Here is a 20,195-nt window from a genome sequence, read left to right on the forward strand (position 1 = left end):
TCATCCTTTCATCAGTCGCCCGACATGGGCGGCGACCGAAAATGCCAGTCCTTGCAGATCGTAGCCGCCCTCGAGCAGGCTGACGAGCCGGTTGCCGCTGTGGCGGGCAGCGCGCTGCATCAGCTGGCCAGTCGCCCAGTCGAAATCGTCCTCGGTCAGGTTGATCTCGGCCAGCGGGTCGCGGTGATGCGCGTCGAAGCCGGCCGAAATGATGATCAGATCGGGCGCGAAATTGTCGAGCGCCGGCAGCACCCGCGACAGGAAGGCATCGCGAAACACCTCGCCGCCGGTCTGTGGCGCCAAGGGCGCGTTGACGATGTTGCCGGCGCCAGTCTCGCTCTTCGCGCCGGTGCCGGGATAAAGCGGCATCTGATGCGTCGAGCAATAGAGCACCGAGGGATCGTCCCAGAAGATATCCTGCGTGCCGTTGCCGTGATGCACGTCCCAGTCGACGACAGCGACGCGCTCGGCGCCATGCTTCTTCTGCGCATAGCGCGCCGCAATCGCCGCCGTGTTGAAGAAACAGAAGCCCATCGCGGTGGTCTTCTCGGCATGATGGCCGGGCGGCCTTGCGGCGACGAAGACATTGTCGGCACGGCCGGCAAAGACGTCGTCGACAGCGGCGTTGGCGGCGCCGATCGCGGTGATCACCGCTTGCCAGCTCTTCGGGCTGGCGGTGGTGTCGGCATCGATGCGGGCAAGGCCCTCCTCGGGAATGGCGGCACGCACGCGGGCGACGAAATCGGCGGGATGGGCGTACAGGATGGTCGCTTCATCGCCCTCCGGCGCCTTGACGCGATCGAGCCCAGCGAAGGCCTCGTCATCCAGCACCCGTTCTATGGCGCGTAAACGGTCCGGCCGCTCGGGATGGCCGGGCGGCGTGATGTGTTCGAGGAAGATCGGATGGGTATAGAGACGAGTGGCCATGCTCCCTATCTAGTGCCCCGGCAACGCGATGGCCATGCGTTGCCGCTTGATGACTGGGGAAAATCACGCATGCGTCCATTGGCGTCGCTGCGGGGATTGGCGCCGCCGAGGCTTCGGCGTAAGGTCGCAGCCACTGCCTGGTGCCCGCCGCAAGCGGGAGAATCGGGAACACGGTTGAACTCCGTGGCGTGCCCAACGCTGTGAGGGGGACCGCGCCGGTAAATGCCACTGTCGATGACGGGAAGGCACCGGACGCGGGTTGATCCCAAGCCAGAAGACCGGCCTGGCAGGCATCGTCATCCGCATGGTCAGGCGGCTGGCATCAATAGCAATCGCAAGGGGACAAGCGATGCCGGAACACATGACCGCTCCTATGGGCGACGGATTTGACCAGATGGCGCGTGACGCGGTCTACCGTGCCATGTTCACGCGGCGCGACGTGCGCAGCCATTTCCTGCCCGACGCGCTCGACGACGGGGTGCTGGCGCGGCTTCTGCTTGCCGCCCATTACGCGCCATCGGTCGGCTTCATGCAGCCCTGGAACTTCATCGTCATTCGCGACGCCAAACGGCGGGAAAAGGTGCGCGACCTGTTCCTGGCTGCGCGCGAACAGGAATTGCCTGAAATCGAGGCGGAACGTCAGGCGCTCTACCGCAAGCTCAAGCTCGAAGGCATCTGCGAAAGCGCCCTCAACATCTGCATCACCTGCGACCGCCAGCGCTCGCAGGGTTCGCCTCTGGGCCGCTGGCACAATCCGGAAATGGATCTCTACAGCACGGTCTGCGCGGTGCAGAATTTCTGGCTGGCGGCGCGCGCCGAAGGCGTAGGCGTCGGCTGGGTCAGCATCATCGAGCCGCAAGCGTTGAAGAGCCTGCTATCCATTCCCGAGCACGTGACGCCGATCGCTTATCTCTGCGTCGGCCGGGTTTCCGAGTTCGCGCCCAAACCGGACCTCGAAACGCATGGCTGGGGCCGGCGGCTGCCGCTGCCCGAATTGATCATGAGCGAGACTTTCTGCGGGCAAGGCGAGGCACCACTCAAGTCAGCTGTGGTGCACCTCAACGCAGTCGCCTGCGCGCCCGCCGATCAGCGGGTTGCGCCTGCGGTGCCCCAGCGCGAGCCGCCAAAGGAGGCCAGCGCCTTGTCCCTCAGCTCCCTGAACTTCGACGACGCCTCGGCCAGCCGGGCATCCCAGGCCGGATCGGGCACCTGGCCGGCTATGGTCTTGAAATAGACCTGCATCAGGCAAGCAATGGCAAATGGCTCGATGAAGGCGGCCTTGAAGGCCCAGGCGAAGACGATTGCCAGCACGAAAGCCCAGCCGGCGAGTTGCCCCGGCATGATGAACAGAATGGCGGCGGCCGGGGCCAGCATCAGCAGGAAAATGACGAAGGACACGCCCCACATGATGACCGCTAGCCAGACGGCGTTCTTGACCATGGTCTTGCCGTTCTGGGCGTAGAGCACGACGCCTTGCCGCGCCGTCTCGAAGGGCGAGGACGAATTGATGCGGATGTTGTAGCCGAGGATGATCTCGTCGACATAGGTGAGCGACAGGCGGATCACCGTGTTGATGAAGGAGACCAGGCCGCTCAGGCCCGGGATCGGCAAGAAGGCGGCGATGCCGCCGAGCAGGCCGGTGATGGCGCGGATGGCGCCCTTGACCAGCTGGTCGACGACAAAAAGGATGTTGGCCTCGGCGAAACGCTCGGTCACGACCTGCCTGGCATAGGCGATCTGGTTCTGGCCGTCGGGGACATCCCGGCCATCGATCAGATGGACCATGACGGCGATATGGCCGGCCTTGACGACGTAGAGGATGTATTCGCGGATCCAGTAGACGGCGATCGAGACGACGCCAAAACCGACCACGCCACCCCACAGGGCAAAGGACATTGGCCCGTCGGGATCGGTGGAGATATGGCCGACGCCATAACCGACTGAAGCACCCGTGCCGGTCGCCATGATGTAGGCCAGCGTGATGCCGAAATAGACGATCATGCGAAAGACAATGAAGGGCCAGGTCCGCATCATGATGGACACCGACCTGCCGATCTCGAAATCCCACATGCTCCGAATCTCCCCTCAGAGATGGGCGAGAAGGATGCGCTCTGCCTGAAGATTGTCAATCGGGGGCGGTGGCCAGCGAGGCGCCCAACGGGGATTTGGGTCTGTTATGAGCCTGGTTTTCTGAGCAGGCCTTCGAGCAGTTGCTTGAACGCCGCCACCACCATCTTCGACGTCGCTTCGGGGTCGTTCGAATTGGCGATCCGCTGCGCTGCCTGGCTGCTCGCCCCGTTGATCAGCCGTGCCGCGGTCTCGGGGTCGACGCCCGGGACGACCACCCCTTCCCCCTGCAGCGCGGTCAGATGATCGGTCATTGAACCGACGCAGGCGCTGGCATTCGGCCAAAGTGCTGGATCGCCCAGCACGGCCGGACCGTCCCGGAACATGATGCGCTGGATTTCCGGCTCCAGCGCCATTTCGATATAAGTTGTGCATTCGTCGACGAAATGCTGCCAGCGGGTCGGCGCTCTCGAGGCGACCTCATTCACCCGGGCAGCCATCTCCGCGTCGATTTCGGCGATAACCGCCTGCAGCAGCCCCTTCTTGTCGCCGAAGTGATGATAGAGCGCGCCGCGCGTCAACCCGGCCGATGCGGTGAAATCATCCATCGAGGCTTCCGCATAGCCTGTCGTGCCGAAAGCCTGGCGGGCCGCGGCGATCAGCTTGGCGCGCGTCTCGGCGATCATTTCCTTGCGGGGTCTGTGCATTTCCGTCTGGCCCTATCCACATACGCCTCGTATGCCAATTGACATACGCCACGTATGATCTATCTATTTCTCATACGCTTCGTATGTAATTGTCAGATCGCCCTTTGTCGAGGAACTGCCATGCAAAACCCCTATTCGGAAATCTTCCGCGCCCCTGGAGCCAAGGGCTTTGCAGCGGCCGGCTTCATGGCACGCCTGCCGATCGCCATGGCACCGATCGGCATTGTGGCGATGCTGTCGCAAACGCGCGGCGAATACTGGCTGGCGGGTGCGGTCTCGGCGACATTCGCGCTGGCCAACGCCTTCCTGGCGCCGCAAATATCAAGGCTGGTCGACCGCCTCGGCCAGACGCGGATCGTCGTGCCCACGACAATCATCTCCGTGCTCGCCTTCATCACGCTGGTTGCGGCCGCCAATCAGGACTGGCCGGTTTGGACGCTGTTCGTGTCGGCGCTGCTGGCCGCGGCCATGCCCAGCATGCCCGCCATGGTGCGCGCGCGCTGGACCGAGCTTTTCCGGGGCCGCCCCGAGATGAACACCGCCTTCGCCTTCGAATCGGCGGCGGACGAGCTGGTCTATATCGCCGGCGCATCGCTGTCGGTCGGCCTGAGTGCTGCCCTGTTCCCGGAAGCGGGCATGCTGGCGAGCACGCTGTTCCTTGCCTTGGGCTCGACGGCGTTCATCCTGCAGCGATCGACCGAGCCGCAAGTGCGCCCGATGGACCAGGGCTTGAGCAGCTCGGCGATCCGTCTGCGCCCGGTGCAGATCATCACCTTTGCCCTGATCTTCATCGGCGCGACCTTCGCGACGACGGAAGTGAGCACCGTGGCGATCACAAAGGAGCTCGGTCAGCCCGGCGCCGCCAGCCTCGTCATCGGCGTCTACGCGCTGGGGTCGTTCGTGCTCGGCATCATTGTCGGCGCGCTCAACCTGAAAGCGCCGCTGCAGCGCCAACTTGCCATCGCGGTCGCTCTGGTCGCGCTTGGCACGCTGCTGCCGCTCACCGCCAGCAGCGTGCCGCTTCTGGCGCTGACCGTCTTCATCAGCGGCGTGGCGATCTCGCCGACCTTCATCACGGCCTTCGGCCTGATCGAGCGGCATGTGCCGGAAGCGATGCTGACCGAGGGCATCACCTGGGTGACCACCGGGATCGGCATCGGCATGGCGCTGGGCTCCTTCGCCGCCGGCGCGGTGGTGGATGCGTTCGGCGCCCAGAACGGGTTCTGGGTCTCGGTGGCATCAGGTACGATTGCACTCGCCACCGTGCTGCTCGGCCAACGCAGCCTGGCCACCCACAGGTGCGAGCTGGATGGATGCGAAGCCGCCGCGGTTCCCGCCGAGTGACGGCCAGGATATGTTGAGATTCAGGTCAGGCCGCGCCGAAAATGATGGATTTCGAGAACCGGAGCGCAGCGGACTTTCCGGTCCGTGAGCACCGGAAGCGCAGAAAGCCGTCATTTGCAGGCCGGCCTCACCTGAATATCGACATATCCTAGATAATCTCGGTCTTGGCGATGTGGATGCCAAAGCCTTCGAGGCCGACATAATGGCGCTCGCGCGAGGCGATCAGGTTGATCGAAGAAATGCCGAGGTCCTTCAGGATCTGCGCGCCGAGGCCGATCTCGCGCCATTCATTCTCGCGCCGGCGCGCCTCCTCATGATCCTCGCGGTCGCCGCTTAGCGGGCGCTTGCGCTCCTGGTGGGCGACGCCCACCGAACCTTCTCTGAGATAGACGATGACGCCGCGCTTGCGTTCGCCCATCGCCTTCATGATGCCGTCCAGCCTATGGGAGGTGCCGAAAACGTCGGTCACCACATCCTCGGAATGCAGCCGCACCGGCACGTCCTCGCCGTCGCGGATGTCGCCGAAGACGACGGCGACGTGATGCATCGTGTCCCAGGGCAGCGTGTAGGTGAAGACCTGCGCCTTGCCGCCGAGCGTGTCGATATCGGAGCATGCGACGCGCTCGACCAGCGTTTCCTTGCGCTGACGGTAGGCGATGAGGTCGGCGACCGAAACCTGCTTCAGACCATGTTCCTCGGCAAAAGCCTGCACTTGCGGGCCTCGCTTGACGGTGCCGTCGTCGTTGACCAACTCGGAGATGACGCCGATCGGCGGCAGGCCGGCGAGCTTGCAAAGGTCGACCGCCGCTTCCGTATGGCCCGAACGCATCAGCACGCCGCCTTCGCGCGCGATCAGCGGGAAGATGTGGCCGGGGCGGACGAAATCCGAGGCGCCGACATTGCCGTTGGCGAGGTTGCGCACGGTCAGCGTGCGGTCGTCGGCCGAAATGCCTGTCGTCGTGCCATGCTTGAAATCGACGCTGACGGTGAAAGCGGTGGTGTGGGCGGAATCATTGTCGGCGACCATTGGCTGCAGGTTGAGCCGCTTGGCTTCCTCGCGCGGCATCGGCGTGCAGACGATGCCCGAGGTGTTGCGCACGATGAAGGCCATCTTTTCCGGCGTGCAGTGGACGGCGGCGACAATCAGGTCGCCCTCATTCTCGCGCCCGTCATCGTCCATGACGACGACGATCTCGCCGCGTTCGAAAGCGCGGATGGCTTCGACAATCTTTTTCTGGTCGTAAGGCATGGGATGCTCGCTTCGCTCGCAGGGCAGTAGGGGAATAGGGCAGTAAGGCAGTAGGGGAAAGCAAAAATTTGGCTGTCTGGGCGCGGGGCGTAGCATATCGCCCTACTGCCCTACTGCTCTGCGCCCTTCCCCGTCTGTCCCCTGTGCCGCAGATAATGATCGGCAATCGCGCAGGCAACCATCGCTTCGCCGATCGGCACCGCGCGGATGCCGACGCAGGGGTCGTGCCGGCCCTTCGTCATCACCTCGACGTCGTGGCCATCCTTGTCGATCGACTTTCGCGGCGTCAGGATCGACGAGGTCGGCTTGACGGCGAAACGCGCAATGATCGCCTGGCCGGTCGAGATGCCGCCGAGGATGCCGCCGGCATTGTTGGACAGGAACACCGGCTTGCCGTCATTGCCGATGCGCATCTCGTCGGCATTCTGTTCGCCGGTGATGCGCGCGGCCTCGAAACCGTTGCCGATCTCGACGCCCTTGACGGCGTTGATCGACATCAGGCCCGACGCAATGTCCTGGTCGAGCTTGGCGTAGATCGGCGCGCCGAGCCCCGGTGGTACGCCGTCGGCGACGATCTCGATCACCGCGCCGACCGAGGAACCGGCCTTGCGGATGCCGTCGAGATACTGCGTGAAAACCGGAACCGAAGCCGGATCGGGGGTGAAGAACGGGTTTTCCGCGTCGCCTATGAAATTCCAGTTCCAGTTGGCGCGGTTGATCGACTTTTCGCCCATCGACACCAGCGCGCCGCGCACCACCATGCCCGGCACCACCTTGCGGGCAAGCGCTCCGGCTGCGACCCGCGCGGCCGTCTCGCGGGCCGAGGAGCGGCCGCCGCCACGATAGTCGCGTATACCGTATTTGACGTCATAGGTGTAGTCGGCATGGCCCGGCCGGTACTGGCGGGCGATCTCGCCATAGTCCTTCGAACGCTGATCGACATTCTCGATCAGCATCGAAACTGGCGTGCCGGTGGTGATCATCGTCTCCCCATCCTCGTCAAGCACGAAGCCCGACAGCACCTTCACTTCGTCCGGCTCGCGGCGCTGGGTGACGAAACGCGACTGGCCCGGCCGGCGCTTGTCGAGTTCGGCCTGGATTTCGTCGCGCGTGAAGCGGATGCCGGGCGGGCAACCGTCGACGACGCAGCCGAGCGCTGCCCCATGGCTTTCGCCCCAGGTGGTGACGCGGAAAAGGTGGCCGAACGTGTTGTGAGACATGGAAAATTGCCCTGCCCGGCAGCGGAGCCGGTTGAAGCCTGCCTTCTATTGGCGTTTTTTGCGGTGGTCAAACTGTCATCCCCGCCGTTTAAGTTTTGACACATTCGGCTGGTTTCTGCTTTCTTCCATCCGCCGTTGAGGATCCGCCGCCACCGTGCCGGCGCAATGACCAAAGAGGACGATTATGCGTACCCTGATTGGCGCTGTTGCCGCCACGCTGCTCTATTCCACCGCTGCTTTCGCCGGCCAGACCGAAGGCCTGATCAAGAAGATCGACAAGGACGCGCTGACGCTGACCCTGGATGACGGCAAATCCTACAAGCTGAATGCCGAAACCGATCTCGACTCCTTGAAGCCGGGCATGGATATCGTCATCGCCTATGACGTGACCAATGGCGAGAACGTCGTCACCGACATGGAACTGCCGGACACCGAATAAGAAGCTCTCCGCCTCCGCACAGCCAGATCCATTCCGACAAGGCCGAAATCGGCTCCATCTTCTTGTTCGGACCCTACCGGAACCGAAAGTTCAGGATCTGCGCCTGGATGTCGTTTCCAACCAGCTTGGGCGCGCTGGGCGAAGGCTGGCCCTTGCCAATGCCGTTTGTTGGTAGCAGTCTCGGCTAGCAGATTCAGCCGTCGGGTGGATCTGCGGCGGAGCCGGACAATGTGCATCGACTGCAAGGGCGAAGGGGTCGGCCGCAGGGATTTCCTCAAGGTCGGTGCGGGGCTCGTCGCGATCGGTTTTGGCGCAGCTTCCTGGTCGGCGCGCGCGGCCGAAGGTGTTGCGACGACGCTGCTCCCCGATGAAGCGCTCGCCGCATTGAAGTCCGGCAACGAACGTTATGTCAGCCACCCTGAACTCTGCTCGATTGACCTTGCCGCGCAGCGGAGCGCTGTCGCCGCACACCAGGCGCCCTGGGCTACGGTCATCAGTTGCGCCGACAGTCGCGTTCCGCCGGAATTGATCTTCGGTGGCCACGGCGTTGGAGAACTATTCGTCGCCCGGAATGCTGGCAACCTCGTCGACACCGCGACGCTCGGCACGGTCGAATACGGTGCGGCGGTGCTCGGCTCGCCGTTGATCGTCGTCCTGGCGCACACAAGTTGCGGTGCCGTCAAGGCGGCTTGCGACGTGGTCGCCAAGAACGCCACCTATCCGGGCGCGATCGGCCCGATGATCGAACCGATCCTGCCCGCGGCGATCGCGGTGCGGAGCGAGGCGGGCGATTTCGTCGACAACACCGCCAAGGAGAGCGCGCGGAGGACCGCGAGGCGCCTGGCCGTTTCAAGCAAGCTCCTGGCCAGCCTCATCGGGACCGGCAAGCTGAAGATCGTCGCGGCGATCTATGACCTTGGCACGGGTGTGGTGACCTACATCGACTGATGCGTTAATCCAGGACGACTAGCTACAGCCACTCCAGGCTCTTGCCTTCGAGTTTGAGCACGTGATCCTGCGGTATTTCCAGGTTCGCGGCCTCGTCCTCTGCCATATCGAGCACGAAGCGAAACAGGGTGCGCATGACGCCGCCATGCGTCACACAGATCGTCCTGCGGTCGATCCCGTCGAAGTAGGGTTTCACCCGTTCGAGCAGCATCTGGTAGCTCTCCGCACCGTCGCCGGGCGGCTGGAAGTTCCATTTGTCCCGTGCGCGCGACCGCTTTGCTCCGGGAGACTGCGTCTCCAACTCGGCAAAGGTGAAGCTCTGCCAGTCACCGAAATTGACTTCAATCAGTCTGGGATCGGTTCGATAGGCGAGCGGATCGAGCTTCATCGCGGCACGGATGCGTTCCATCGTTTCGCGCGTCCGCCGCATCGGGCTGGCGACGAAATCGAAATCCCTGACATCACCGACAAGCTCGGCCAGCCGAAGCCCGTTTCCGGTCGCCTGCTCGCGGCCAAGACCATTGAGGTCGGTGTCGGCCTGACCCTGAAGCCGGGCCTCGGCGTTCCACGCGGTCTGGCCGTGGCGCACGATAAAAACCAGCGGGTACATCAGTTTTCCGGAGGTCGGGCCTGGGCCTGGCGGACGATAGGCGAAGGGAATTAATCCTTGACCGTCGAAATGTCGGGCGCGTCGACCGCCTTCATGCCGACCACGTGATAGCCGGAATCGACATGATGCACTTCGCCGGTAACGCCACGCGACAGGTCGGACAGGAAATAGACGCCGGAATCGCCGACCTCTTCCTGCGTGACCGTCTGTTTCAGCGGCGAATTGTATTCGTTCCACTTCAGGATGTAGCGGAAGTCGCCGATGCCGGAGGCGGCCAGCGTCTTGATCGGGCCGGCGGAGATCGCGTTGACGCGGATCTTCTTGGCGCCGAGATCGACAGCGAGGTAACGCACGCTGGCCTCGAGCGCGGCCTTGGCGACGCCCATGACGTTGTAGTGCGGCATCACCTTCTCGGCGCCGTAATAAGTCAGCGTCAGCAGCGAACCGCCATCGGTCATCAGTGCCTCGGCGCGCTTGGCGATGGTGGTGAAGGAAAACACCGAAATGTCCATGGTGCGCAGGAAATTGTCGCGCGTCGTCTCGACATAGCGGCCAGTCAGCTCGTCCTTGTCGGAGAAAGCGATGGCATGGACGAGGAAGTCGAGCTTGCCGCCCCAATGCTTGGCGACATTGGCGAAAACCTCGTCGAGGCTCGCCGGATCGGTGACGTCGCAATGGCCGGCGACATAGGCGCCCAGTTCCGCCGCCAGCGGCTCGACACGCTTCTTGAACGCCTCGCCCTGATAGGTCAGCGCGATTTCGGCGCCATGATCGACGCATGCCTTGGCGATGCCGTAGGCAATCGATCTGTTGTTCGCGACGCCAAGAATCAGGCCGCGCTTGCCGGCCATCAAGCCCTGTCCACCCGCCATGTCTGCGCTCTCCGCACGGTTTCTGCTTTGTGGAGTGCCTATCGCACAGGCACAGAGACCCTTCAAGCGCTCAAACCGGACAGTTCGGGGGACAAAAGCGCTGGATCAGCCTTTTTGGCCACGCAGCAACGCTTCGAGCGCGCTGTCGCCGCCTTCCGGAAGCATGATGCGGACATGGGCATAGAGGTCGCCGTGGCCGCCGGCCTTTTCCGGCAGGCCCCTGCCTTTCAGACGGAGCACCTTGTCCGAACTCGACCAGGCGGGAACGTTGACCGCCAGCCTGCCGGTCGGTGTCTCGACCGGCACCTTGGCGCCGAGCACCGCATCCGCCAGCGACACCGGCAGATCGGCATGCAGGTCGCGGCCCTCGATGCGGTAGCGCGGATGACGGCGGATATGGATCTTGACCAGCGCGTCGCCAGGCTGGCCCGGTCCCTGCTCGCCCTGCCCTTTCAGCCGGATGGTCTGGCCATCCTCGACAAAGGCCGGCAGCTTGACCGCCACCTTGCGGCCATCCGGGAACATCGCGGTCACCTTTTCGGCGGTCGCGGCTTCCTCGATGGTGACATCGAGCGTGACGTTCAGATCGGCCGCCGTCGCCGGCTGGCGGCGGTCGCCAGCGCCGCGCGCGCCCGAAAAGGCGTCGCCGAAAATCTGGCTGAATATATCGCTGTTGCCGTCGAACGGATCACCGCCCGGGCGCCCCGAACGGAATTCGAATCGCGAACCACCGGCACCTTGCTGGCGGCGAAACCCACCGAAGGGGTCGCCACCGGCGGCACCTTCAAATCCCTGGAAGCGCGGCTTGCCGTCGGCGTCGATCTCGCCGCGATCGAAAGCCGCACGGTTCTTCTCATCGCCGACGATCTCATAGGCCTGGTTGGCCTGGGCAAAACGGTCCTTCGCCTTGGGATCATTCGGATTCTGGTCCGGATGATGTTTCTTGGCGAGTTTCCGGTATGCCGATTTTATGTCCTTGGCCGATGCGTTCTTTGCAACGCCCAGGACCTCATACGGGTCGCGCATGCTTCCTGCCCTGGAAATGAGTTGAGTCCATACTTGCCTCCTATATGCGCTCGCATAGGAAGAAATTCCAGTAGCGGAGCATCATATCAAGGGCGGAAAATCAGATCAGGCTCAGCGCGGCTTGAAGTCCTGCATGCGCCAGCCGCCGGCGCTGGCCAGGCAGAGTTCCCCCTCGAACATGGCAACGCCATCAAAGCTCTCGCGCGAAGCCTTGAAGCGGCGGCATGTCTGGCCCCTGTCCTTCAATTCAGCCAGTTCAGTGATGGAGCCGCGCGACCCGGTGCCGGCATTGGCCCACGGCACGGCCTGGCCGCCGAGCTGCTCGATATCGGCGGAGGACACCGCATTGCCGATCGTCGTCTGGTCGGAATCGCGATCCGAATCGGCAGGTGCCGCTGAAGTCTGCGTGCTGCTGGTCAGGATCGAGCGGTCGACTTCGGCCTTTTCCAGGCTGAAGCCACCCGCGCCGCAGGCGGCAAGCGGCAAGGCGGCCGCCACGATCGCCGCTTTCGCGCTGGCCGAAGCGATAACGCTCCATTGCCTGCTGTCAAAAGCTTGCGCGATACGCGACAATCGGCAACCTCCCTGATTTCGTGACAATTTGAGAAAAACTATGAGTGACACAGAGTTAACAACCAGTGACTTTACCGAAGCGGCCGAGCCGTTTCGCCTCTTTGCCGCATGGCTTGATGACGCCACCAAGAGCGAAATCAATGACGCCAATGGCGTGGCACTGGCGACCGTCGATGCCGAAGGCATGCCGGATGTGCGGATGGTGCTGCTCAAGGGGTTCGATGAAGGCGGCTTTGTTTTCTACACGAATTTCGAAAGCGCGAAGGGCCAGGAGATTCTTGGCAGCATGAAGGCGGCGATGTGTTTCCATTGGAAATCGCTGCGTCGCCAGGTGCGCATCCGCGGTCCGGTGGAGATCGTAAGCGAGGCCGAAGCCGACGCCTATTATGCGACACGGCCGCGCGGCAGCCGTATCGGCGCCTGGGCCTCAAAACAGTCACGGCCGCTGGAAAGCCGCTTCGCGCTGGAGAAAGCAGTCGCCGAATACACGGCGCGCTACGCCATCGGTGAGATTCCGCGGCCGAAGCACTGGTCGGGCTTCCGCATCGTGCCGAAGACGATCGAGTTCTGGCACGACCGTCCGTTCCGGCTGCACGACCGGGTGGTCTTTTCCCGTAACGCCAAAGGCGGCTGGGACAAGACGCGGCTTTATCCCTGAAGGCTCAGCTCTTCTTTCTGGTCATGAATGCGGTGAGCGCCGCGCGCGCCTCGTCCGACTTCAGCCGCTCGCGGAAATGTTCGCTCTCCTCGCCGATGCGGGCGATGAGGTCGTCGCGCGAGCCACGCATGAGATCTCGCGCGATCTTCAGCGCCTGCGGCGGCTTGGCGGCGATCTGGCCGGCGGCCGCCAGGACCGAGGCTTCCAGCGCGTCTTCCTCGACCACTTCGTAGATCAGGCCAACGGCCTTGGCGCGCTCGGCGGAAAAGCCTTCGCCGAGGCCGAGCAGCGCGAACGCGCCCTGCTGCCCCAGCATGCGCGGCGCCAGCAGGCTCGATCCCGCCTCGGGCACAAGGCCGAGATCTACGAAAGGCGTCCTGAACACGGTGCGCGGCGTGGCGAAGGTCAGGTCGCAATGCAAATTGATCGTGGTGCCGATGCCAACCGCGATGCCGTCTACGCCGGAGACGATGGGTTTTTCGACCCTGGCCAGCGCCATCAGGAAATCCCAGACCTCCGTGCCGCCATCGCCACCGGTGGCGACGACCATGAAATCGGCAAGATCGTTGCCGGAGGAGAAGGCGCCGGGCACGCCGAGGAAAACATGGACGCGGACCGCCGGATCGGCGTCACCCTGGGCCAAGGTTTGGGACATTTTCGCGTACATGGCGCGCGTCAGTGCGTTCTTCTTTTCCGGGCGGTTCATGCGGATGATCTGGATGGCGCCCTGGCGCTCGACGAGGATATGGTCTGTCACGGTCTTTTTCCCTGGTGAGCGCTGTGAGAATTCAAGCTGATATCAGCGACTTGCCGGCGGCAGCGAGGCTCTCCGCGCCGTCGATGACGCGTTCCTTCAATGTACGTGCCTCGCCCAGCAGATTCTCGGCGAAGAAGCGGCAAAGGGCGATGCGGCCCTGATCGGCAAGACCGCCCCGCGCCAGATGAGCGCCGCCAGCGGCTAGCGAGATCAACCGCAGATACGGCGTCGCCCCTGCCAGCACCTCCTCCACCCGACCGTCGGCCGACAATCTCTGCAGGAAACGGGTCGCCAGTGTCAGATCGTTGAGTGCAGCATCGAGCGCATCGGCGGTGCGGCCGAAACCCTGCAGATTGGAGATGCGCACGGCGTTGGCGACCGTAGCCAATTCGCCGATGAAGCCGTGCACATGCTCGCCGTCGCCGAGCGGCAGCTTGCGCATCACCAGATCGATCGCCTGGATGCCGTTGGTGCCCTCGTAGATCGGCGCAATGCGGGCATCGCGATAGAGCGCTGCCGCCCCCGTCTCCTCGATGAAGCCCATGCCGCCATGCACCTGCACGCCGAACGAGGCCACTTCGACACCGACATCGGTCGAAAATGCCTTGGCCAGCGGTGTCAAGAGATTGGCGCGGTCGCGCCAATGCACAGCCTCGTCACCGTCCGAGACCCGTGCCATGTCGATGGCGTGGGCACAGGAATAGCTGATCGCTCGCGCCGTCTGCGTCAGCGCCTTCATGGTGAGGAGATTGCGCTGCACGTCGGGGTGATGGACGATCGGCGCCATGCCGGCCCCGGCGTAATCCGCCGCCTTGCCCTGGCGCCGCTCATTGGCGTAGGCGATTGCCTTCTGGGTGGCGGCTTCCGCGACCGCGACACCCTGCATACCGACGCACAGCCGCGCATTGTTCATCATGGTGAACATGCAGGCCAGGCCCTTGTTCTCCTCGCCGATCAGCCAGCCAATGGCGCCGGGCTTGGCACCCTGGAAACCGTCGCCATAGATCATGGTGCAAGTGGGCGAGGCATGAATGCCAAGCTTGTGCTCGAGGCCAGAACAGAAGACGTCGTTGCGGGCGCCGAGCGAACCATCGTCGTTGACGAAAAACTTCGGCACCAGGAACAGCGAGATGCCGCGCGTGCCGGCCGGTGCGTCCGGCAGCCGCGCCAGCACCAGATGGATGATGTTGTCGGTGAAATCGTGCTCGCCATAGGTGATGAAGATCTTCTGACCGAAGATGCGGTAGGTGCCGTCGCCAGCAGGCTCGGCGCGGGCGCGCAAGGCAGCGAGGTCCGAGCCCGCCTGGGGCTCGGTCAGGTTCATCGTGCCCATCCATTCGCCCGATACGAGCTTTGCAAGATACTTGGCCTTGAGCGCTTCGGAGGCATGCTGGTCGAGTGCTTCGACAGCGCCCATGGTCAGCGTCGGGCCGATGCCGAAGGCCATGGCGGCGGAGTTCCACATTTCGAGCGCCGCGACGCCCAGCATGGTCGGCAGCGCCTGGCCGCCATAGTCTTCAGGGCCGGACAGCGCGTTCCAGCCGCCATCGATCCAGCGGCGATAGAGGTCCTTCCAGCCGGGCGGCGTGGTGACGGCGGCGTCTTTCAGCACCGCACCGTGTTCGTCACCGATCTTGTAGAGTGGCGCCACCTCCTCGGTGGCGAAACGACCGGCCTCGCCAAGGACGGCATCGACCAGGTCCTCGCCGAGATCGCCGAAGGTGCCGGCATCGAGGGCCGATTTCATGCCCGCCACGTGCTTCAAGGTGAAAGCGATATCCTCGATCGGTGCCCGATACATGCCGCTCGATCCTCCTGATGCATCGGCCTCGCCAACCCTAGAGCCGGCGCGGCCGCAAAACCATCCGCCTTTGGGCGGTCTCCCGGTTTCTTTTTACGTAAACGTCAAATTTTGTCACGCGGATTTTGCAATCGGGCCGGCCTGTATTAAATTCGATCCACGCCGCATCAAATCGACCGGCGACGACCAGAACTAGCCGACCGGAACCAGCCCATGCTCGCCAGACCAGACGCCTATCGCTGCATCGAATGCGGCTTGCCCTATCGCGCAACGGGATTCTGGCATCATGGCGGCCAGCTGGAACACGGTGCAGCCTATTGGTCAGATCGCGGCATATTGTGCTCGCCGCAATGTTCGCTTGCCCACCACCGCAAGCGCGCCGCCGAAGGCACGCTACGGCAGGAGCCCGCGCCCGACCCGTTCGAATTTCAGCCGTTCAGCCGGCGCTAGGTTCCCACGGCCTCTGCATCGAGAAGTATTCCTTAACCATACCGGTTCACCATCGGTGTTTGATCAACGGGGACCCCCTGTTTGAAAACGCCGGCGCATCTTCTTCGCCGCTCAGCGATCGCTCTTGCGGCGATGATGGCGCTGATATCCGCGGCAAAGGCTTCGGACTTTTCCGAGCCGTGGAAGAGTGCCGACCGCGCGCTGGTCGTCGACGCCTACGAGTACAATTCCATCGACTGGGCGCAGCTTGCCACCGACAAGCGTATCGTCGCCTTCATCAACAAGGCCTCCGACGGCATGCCGCCGCCCTATTTCTGTTTAGGCAGCGACACCGATGTGAAGCTCTGCAAGGCGCTGTGGAAGCGCCATGCGGTGACGCGCGAACTGTTCCAGACGCGCCGGGTCGTCGCCAAGGCGCTCGGCCTGAAATGGGGCGCCTATCACCTCGCCCGTCCCGGCAATCCGGTCGAGCAGGCCAACAATTTTCTCGACTTCGCCGACCCCGCGTCGGACGATCTCATGGTTCTCGATATCGAGGGCATCGATCCCTTGCAATGGATGTCGCTCGACGACGCCGAGGAGTTCGTGCGCCAGGTGCATCGGCGCGTCGGCCGCTTCCCGGTGCTCTACACCAACGGCAAGACCGCCCAGTACATCGCCGACAACCGCTACAAATACCGGCTCCTGTCGCGGCTGCCGCTTTGGTACGCGCGCTACAAGCCCGACATCGACGTGCATTTTCCGATGGGAAACTGGCGGAGCTACGCACTTTGGCAATTCTCGGCGCAGGCCAATTGCGGCCGTTTCCGTTGCCCCTACAGGGTTGCCGGCACGCCTAACGATATCGACGTCAACGTCGCGCCGACGGATGCCGCCACACTGCGCCAGCAATGGCCCTTTGGCGGGCTGATCGACGTGCCATCCGACTATCTCGCCAGCGTGCCGGTGCCGCTCTCGCGCGAAGCAGCGCTCGCCGGCAAGGCCACACTCATCTATGCCGATGTGGCAACGCCGCCGACCTTCGAGGAAATGGTCTCGGTGCTCGGCTCGCGCTGGTCGAAATTCCGCGACGGGTTCCGCATGCCGGTCGTGAAGACGGTGCCGCGCCGGCCAGGCTTCGGCATCGTCCAATACGTCGCCTGGAAGCGGACCGAGCAACGCTCACCCGAGCAGCTGGACGCCGCCTTTGCCGCGGCCGACCCCGTCAGCACCGGCTCGACCGAAGTCGATCGCGGTCGGCCGTAAGCCGCCGCTGCGAAATCTCAGCTCGCCCGCTCGCGCGCCACGGCCTGCCAGCCGATGTCGCGGCGGCAGAACCCGTCAGGCCAGTCGATCCGGTCGAGCGCGGCATAGGCCAGCGCCTGCGCCGCGCCGACCGTGGCACCGGTCGCCGTGACATTGAGGACGCGGCCGCCATTGGCGACCAGCGCGCCGCCATTGATGGCGGTACCGGCATGGAAGATCTGGACGCCGTCGCTCGCCGCCTGCTCGACGCCGCGGATAACCGAGCCTTTTTCCGGCGTGCCGGGATAGCCCCGCGCCGCCATCACCACGGTGAGCGCCGCCTCGTCGCGCCAGCGTATGGACGTGTGCGCCAACTGGGCGTCGACGGCGGCATTGAGCAGCACCAAGAGGTCGTCCTTCAGCCGCATCATCAGCACCTGGCATTCCGGATCGCCGAAGCGGGTGTTGTATTCGATCAGCTTCGGCCCCTTGTCCGTGATCATCAGCCCGGCGAAGAGAATGCCGGCGAAGGGCGCGCCAAGCTCGGCCATGCCGCGCATGGTCGGCTCGATGATCTCGTGCATGGTGCGCTCGATCATCTCAGGCGACATCACCGGCGCCGGCGAATAGGCGCCCATGCCGCCGGTGTTGGGGCCGGTGTCGCCATCGCCGACGCGTTTGTGGTCCTGCGCGGTGCCGAAGGGAAGTGCCGTGGTGCCGTCGCAGAGGCAGAAGAAGCTCGCCTCCTCGCCGGTCATGAATTCCTCGACCACCACCTCCGCGCCGGCGGCGCCGAAGGAGCCCTCGAAACAGGCATCGAGGGCCGCCCGCGCCTCGTCCAGCGTCATGGCGACGGTGACACCCTTGCCGGCGGCGAGCCCATCGGCCTTGATGACGATCGGAGCACCCGTCTTTTCGACATAGGCTTTGGCCGAGGCCAGATCGTTGAAACGACCATAGGCGGCAGTGGGGATGTTGTATCGAGCGCAGAGATCCTTGGTGAAACCCTTAGAGCCTTCCAACCGCGCGGCGGCCTTGGAAGGGCCGAAGACGCGGATGTTTTCGGCGCGCAGATCGTCGGCAATGCCGGCGACCAGCGGCCCTTCCGGACCCACGACGACGAGGTCGATTTTCTTCTCCCGGCAGAAGGTGACCACACCGGGGTGCTCGGTGATGTCAAGTTTCACCAGCTCAGCCTCGGCGCCGATGCCTGGATTGCCGGGGGCCACGTAGAGCTTGGTCAGCAACGGCGAGGCGGCAATCTTCCAGGCAAGCGCATGTTCGCGGCCGCCGGAGCCCAGAAGAAGAACGTTCATGGCCACCTCTTGATGCAAACCCTGGAGAGCACCCGCTATTGCTCTCGGGGCGACGGGTCAAGGCATCAGGGCGTTTTGATCGAAATTGCGCACGGGAACGTTATCCCAGCCGAATATGGGCGCCGAATACCGGCGCCCATATTCTGGCCCGCTTCAGCCGGGAAAGACCACGGGGAACCAGTCCTCGCGCAATTTCTGGCCCGGCTGCATGCCGTGGCCGTGATAGGGCGGCGAGGTGCGGCCCGGCCGCTCGACATAATGGGCATCGTCGCCCACCCAGCGCAGCGACAGCGCCCGGCGCCGTGCCGAGGTCAGATTGCCGCGCGCGCCATGCGCGGTGCGGAAATCGAACAGGATGGCGTCGCCCGGCTCCATCTCCCATTCGAGCACCTTCATCGACGGGTCGTTGTCGGGATCGGGCACCGGCAAATAGTCGCCCTCGCCGGCATAAAAATTGCTGTCGTCGAGCCAGCGCACCGGCAGGATCATCTTGTCCCATTTGTGCGAGCCGGCGATCAGCCGCAGCGTCGCCTCCTTCACCGGGTCGATGGGGATCCAGAAGCTGACTGTCTGCTGGCCGTCGACGAAATAATAGGGGATGTCCTGATGCCAGGGTGTCGGCTTCTGCGTGCCGGGCTCCTTCACCAGCACGTGATCGTGAAAAAACTGCGCGGTGCGCGACTGCATCACCGCCGCAGCGATTTGCGCGGCCGGCGACTTCCGCACCACCTCGACGAATTCAGGGATGCGCTCCCAGTTGCAATAATCGTCAAAGAAACTGCCGCGGCCATTGGCGATGTCGGACGCGGTGGCGCTGCGGTTCTGCATGTTGCGCTCGATGCCGGCGGCAATCGTATCGACCCAGCCCTTGAAGGCGCCGCGGATGCAGACCGCACCGTCACGCTGGTAGTCAGCAATCGTCTCCGCATCGATCAGGCTGGTGTCTATGGAGCGGGCAGCATTTTGGGAAGCCATGGTGTCCTCCTTTCAGGATCGAGACGACTATCGCAACCCGCATTCATTCAGTAAAATAATAACTTCTCATCTGACACATAGAACGAAACTATGAGCCTGACTCTCACGCAGTTGCGTTATCTGGTTGCGGTCGCCCGCCACGGCAGCGTCACCGGCGCAGCCAGGACGCTGAACATTTCCCAGCCCTCGATTTCCGTGGCGATCGACGCGATCGAAAAGGATTTCGGCCAGAAACTGTTCGTGCGCCAGCGCGGGAGCGGCGTTTCGCTGACCTCCTTCGGGCGTGTCATCGTGGCGAAGGCAAAACTGGTTCTTGCCGAGACGGATGAACTGATGAGCCTGGGTTCAGGCAATTCAGCCGTCGGCGGCGAGCTGGTGCTTGGATGTTTCGAGGATTTGGCGCCCTATTTCGCGCCGGGTCTGATCCGGGCCTTCTCCGAGCGCCATCCAGACGTCGCTGTCATCGTTCGCGACGAAACGTTCGAAACGCTCGGGCGGCGTCTGGCGGACGCCGCCATCGATCTTGGCCTCAGCTACGATCTCGGCCTGCCATCGCATTTCGCCCGCATCCTGCTGCACGAGCTGCGGCCGCATGCGCTGTTGCCGGCTGGCCATGCGCTGGCGGACCGTGCCGAGGTCAGTCTGGCCGATCTGGCCGCCTATCCGCTGATCACGACGGACCAGCCGCAGAGCTGGCAGCACATGCTCGACCTGTTCCGCAGCCGTGGCCTTTCGCCGGTGGCCGACAGGGCGACGAGTTCGTTCGAACTCCAGCGCAGCATGGTGGCAAACGGTTTTGGTGTCGCCGTCAGCTACACAAGGCCGCATGGCGACCGCAGCTATGACGGGCTGCCGCTGATCTGCAAGCCATTGTCGGATCCGCTGCCGATGCAACGGATCATCCTGACCTATGACACGCATCAGCGCGTGTCGAATGCGGCGCTTGCCTTCGTCGAGACGGCGAAAGACTGGTTTTCCACGCGCGACATCTTCACCTCTTGAGGGGTCGGCGACAGCCCGCATCCGCTTGCC

General features: G+C 63.8%; 20 protein-coding genes, 1 pseudogene and 1 riboswitch. Of the genes and pseudogenes, 8 read left to right on the plus strand and 13 right to left on the minus strand.

The genetic code is table 11. The features are described from left to right. The gene (locus JN279_RS29070; RefSeq protein WP_096455933.1) at positions 1 to 927 is read right to left on the minus strand and encodes a histone deacetylase family protein; all 927 of its coding nucleotides are present in this window, start codon (positions 925 to 927) and stop codon (positions 1 to 3) included. 121 nt (positions 928 to 1,048) lie between these two features. After that, a riboswitch (cobalamin riboswitch) is annotated at positions 1,049 to 1,228 on the plus strand. 93 nt (positions 1,229 to 1,321) lie between these two features. Here JN279_RS29070 and bluB point away from each other — a divergent pair. Continuing rightward, positions 1,322 to 1,906: pseudogene (bluB, locus tag JN279_RS38370) on the plus strand (5,6-dimethylbenzimidazole synthase); the annotation flags it as partial. A gap of 107 nt (positions 1,907 to 2,013) precedes the next feature. On the opposite strand, the gene JN279_RS29080 reads toward bluB, so the two are convergent. Next, positions 2,014 to 2,997 carry a hypothetical protein gene (locus JN279_RS29080; RefSeq protein WP_244734182.1) on the minus strand — a complete coding sequence of 328 codons (984 nt, stop codon included), beginning with the start codon at positions 2,995 to 2,997 and terminating at the stop codon, positions 2,014 to 2,016. 104 nt (positions 2,998 to 3,101) lie between these two features. Beyond that, positions 3,102 to 3,701: a TetR/AcrR family transcriptional regulator gene (locus tag JN279_RS29085; protein WP_096455929.1), complete on the minus strand. Its 600-nt coding sequence runs from the start codon at positions 3,699 to 3,701 to the stop codon at positions 3,102 to 3,104. Between the two features lie 120 nt (positions 3,702 to 3,821). On the opposite strand from JN279_RS29085, the gene JN279_RS29090 reads away from it, so the two are divergent. Then, on the plus strand, positions 3,822 to 5,045 hold the full coding sequence (locus tag JN279_RS29090; RefSeq protein WP_096455927.1) for an MFS transporter: 1,224 nt from the start codon (positions 3,822 to 3,824) through the stop codon (positions 5,043 to 5,045). Between the two features lie 148 nt (positions 5,046 to 5,193). Here the strand turns inward: JN279_RS29090 and ribB are convergent, their stop codons facing one another. Together ribB and aroC are read right to left on the minus strand one after the other, a co-directional pair. After that, a complete protein-coding gene (gene ribB, locus JN279_RS29095; RefSeq protein ID WP_096455925.1) occupies positions 5,194 to 6,294 on the minus strand; it encodes a 3,4-dihydroxy-2-butanone-4-phosphate synthase in 1,101 nt (366 codons plus the stop codon). 110 nt (positions 6,295 to 6,404) lie between these two features. Next, the gene (gene aroC, locus JN279_RS29100; protein ID WP_096455923.1) at positions 6,405 to 7,514 is read right to left on the minus strand and encodes a chorismate synthase; all 1,110 of its coding nucleotides are present in this window, start codon (positions 7,512 to 7,514) and stop codon (positions 6,405 to 6,407) included. Positions 7,515 to 7,698: 184 nt separating this feature from the next. On the opposite strand from aroC, the gene JN279_RS29105 reads away from it, so the two are divergent. Both JN279_RS29105 and JN279_RS29110 read left to right on the plus strand, forming a co-directional pair. Further along, the gene (locus JN279_RS29105) at positions 7,699 to 7,953 is read left to right on the plus strand and encodes a DUF1344 domain-containing protein (RefSeq protein ID WP_096455921.1); all 255 of its coding nucleotides are present in this window, start codon (positions 7,699 to 7,701) and stop codon (positions 7,951 to 7,953) included. 228 nt (positions 7,954 to 8,181) lie between these two features. Further along, positions 8,182 to 8,901 carry a carbonic anhydrase gene (locus JN279_RS29110; protein ID WP_096455919.1) on the plus strand — a complete coding sequence of 240 codons (720 nt, stop codon included), beginning with the start codon at positions 8,182 to 8,184 and terminating at the stop codon, positions 8,899 to 8,901. A gap of 22 nt (positions 8,902 to 8,923) precedes the next feature. Here the strand turns inward: JN279_RS29110 and JN279_RS29115 are convergent, their stop codons facing one another. The 4 genes from JN279_RS29115 to JN279_RS29130 all read right to left on the minus strand — a co-directional run bounded on the left by JN279_RS29115 (position 8,924) and on the right by JN279_RS29130 (position 11,982). Continuing rightward, the gene (locus JN279_RS29115) at positions 8,924 to 9,511 is read right to left on the minus strand and encodes a histidine phosphatase family protein (protein WP_096455917.1); all 588 of its coding nucleotides are present in this window, start codon (positions 9,509 to 9,511) and stop codon (positions 8,924 to 8,926) included. Positions 9,512 to 9,561: 50 nt separating this feature from the next. Beyond that, a complete protein-coding gene (gene fabI / locus JN279_RS29120; RefSeq protein ID WP_096455915.1) occupies positions 9,562 to 10,383 on the minus strand; it encodes an enoyl-ACP reductase FabI in 822 nt (273 codons plus the stop codon). Positions 10,384 to 10,488: 105 nt separating this feature from the next. Then, the gene (locus JN279_RS29125) at positions 10,489 to 11,409 is read right to left on the minus strand and encodes a DnaJ C-terminal domain-containing protein (RefSeq protein WP_096455913.1); all 921 of its coding nucleotides are present in this window, start codon (positions 11,407 to 11,409) and stop codon (positions 10,489 to 10,491) included. Between the two features lie 111 nt (positions 11,410 to 11,520). Then, positions 11,521 to 11,982: an RT0821/Lpp0805 family surface protein gene (locus tag JN279_RS29130; protein WP_202350881.1), complete on the minus strand. Its 462-nt coding sequence runs from the start codon at positions 11,980 to 11,982 to the stop codon at positions 11,521 to 11,523. Positions 11,983 to 12,022: 40 nt separating this feature from the next. On the opposite strand from JN279_RS29130, the gene pdxH reads away from it, so the two are divergent. Next, entirely contained in the window at positions 12,023 to 12,640 is a 618-nt protein-coding gene (pdxH, locus tag JN279_RS29135; RefSeq protein ID WP_096455909.1) for a pyridoxamine 5'-phosphate oxidase, read from the plus strand. A 4-nt stretch (positions 12,641 to 12,644) separates the two neighbouring features. Here the strand turns inward: pdxH and JN279_RS29140 are convergent, their stop codons facing one another. Both JN279_RS29140 and JN279_RS29145 read right to left on the minus strand, forming a co-directional pair. Beyond that, entirely contained in the window at positions 12,645 to 13,397 is a 753-nt protein-coding gene (locus JN279_RS29140; protein WP_096455907.1) for a crotonase/enoyl-CoA hydratase family protein, read from the minus strand. A gap of 31 nt (positions 13,398 to 13,428) precedes the next feature. Continuing rightward, positions 13,429 to 15,198, minus strand: coding sequence for an acyl-CoA dehydrogenase family protein (locus JN279_RS29145; RefSeq protein ID WP_202350882.1), 1,770 nt, complete (start codon positions 15,196 to 15,198; stop codon positions 13,429 to 13,431). A gap of 213 nt (positions 15,199 to 15,411) precedes the next feature. Here JN279_RS29145 and JN279_RS29150 point away from each other — a divergent pair, with 213 nt between their 5' ends. After that, positions 15,412 to 15,648, plus strand: coding sequence for a hypothetical protein (locus JN279_RS29150; protein ID WP_096455903.1), 237 nt, complete (start codon positions 15,412 to 15,414; stop codon positions 15,646 to 15,648). A 132-nt stretch (positions 15,649 to 15,780) separates the two neighbouring features. Further along, positions 15,781 to 16,893: a glycoside hydrolase family 25 protein gene (locus tag JN279_RS29155; RefSeq protein WP_096458970.1), complete on the plus strand. Its 1,113-nt coding sequence runs from the start codon at positions 15,781 to 15,783 to the stop codon at positions 16,891 to 16,893. Positions 16,894 to 16,910: 17 nt separating this feature from the next. Here JN279_RS29155 and purD read toward each other — a convergent pair whose 3' ends face one another. Beyond that, positions 16,911 to 18,188, minus strand: a complete 1,278-nt coding sequence (gene purD / locus JN279_RS29160) for a phosphoribosylamine--glycine ligase (protein ID WP_202350883.1) — start codon at positions 18,186 to 18,188, stop codon at positions 16,911 to 16,913. A gap of 153 nt (positions 18,189 to 18,341) precedes the next feature. Beyond that, the gene (locus JN279_RS29165; protein WP_202350884.1) at positions 18,342 to 19,163 is read right to left on the minus strand and encodes a phytanoyl-CoA dioxygenase family protein; all 822 of its coding nucleotides are present in this window, start codon (positions 19,161 to 19,163) and stop codon (positions 18,342 to 18,344) included. A 90-nt stretch (positions 19,164 to 19,253) separates the two neighbouring features. Between JN279_RS29165 and JN279_RS29170 the strand changes: the two genes are divergently transcribed. Next, positions 19,254 to 20,165 carry a LysR family transcriptional regulator gene (locus JN279_RS29170; protein ID WP_202350885.1) on the plus strand — a complete coding sequence of 304 codons (912 nt, stop codon included), beginning with the start codon at positions 19,254 to 19,256 and terminating at the stop codon, positions 20,163 to 20,165. The last annotated feature ends 30 nt before the right edge of the window (positions 20,166 to 20,195 follow it).

Source organism: Mesorhizobium sp. 113-1-2 (assembly GCF_016756475.1).
Classification (GTDB): domain Bacteria; phylum Pseudomonadota; class Alphaproteobacteria; order Rhizobiales; family Rhizobiaceae; genus Mesorhizobium; species Mesorhizobium loti_C.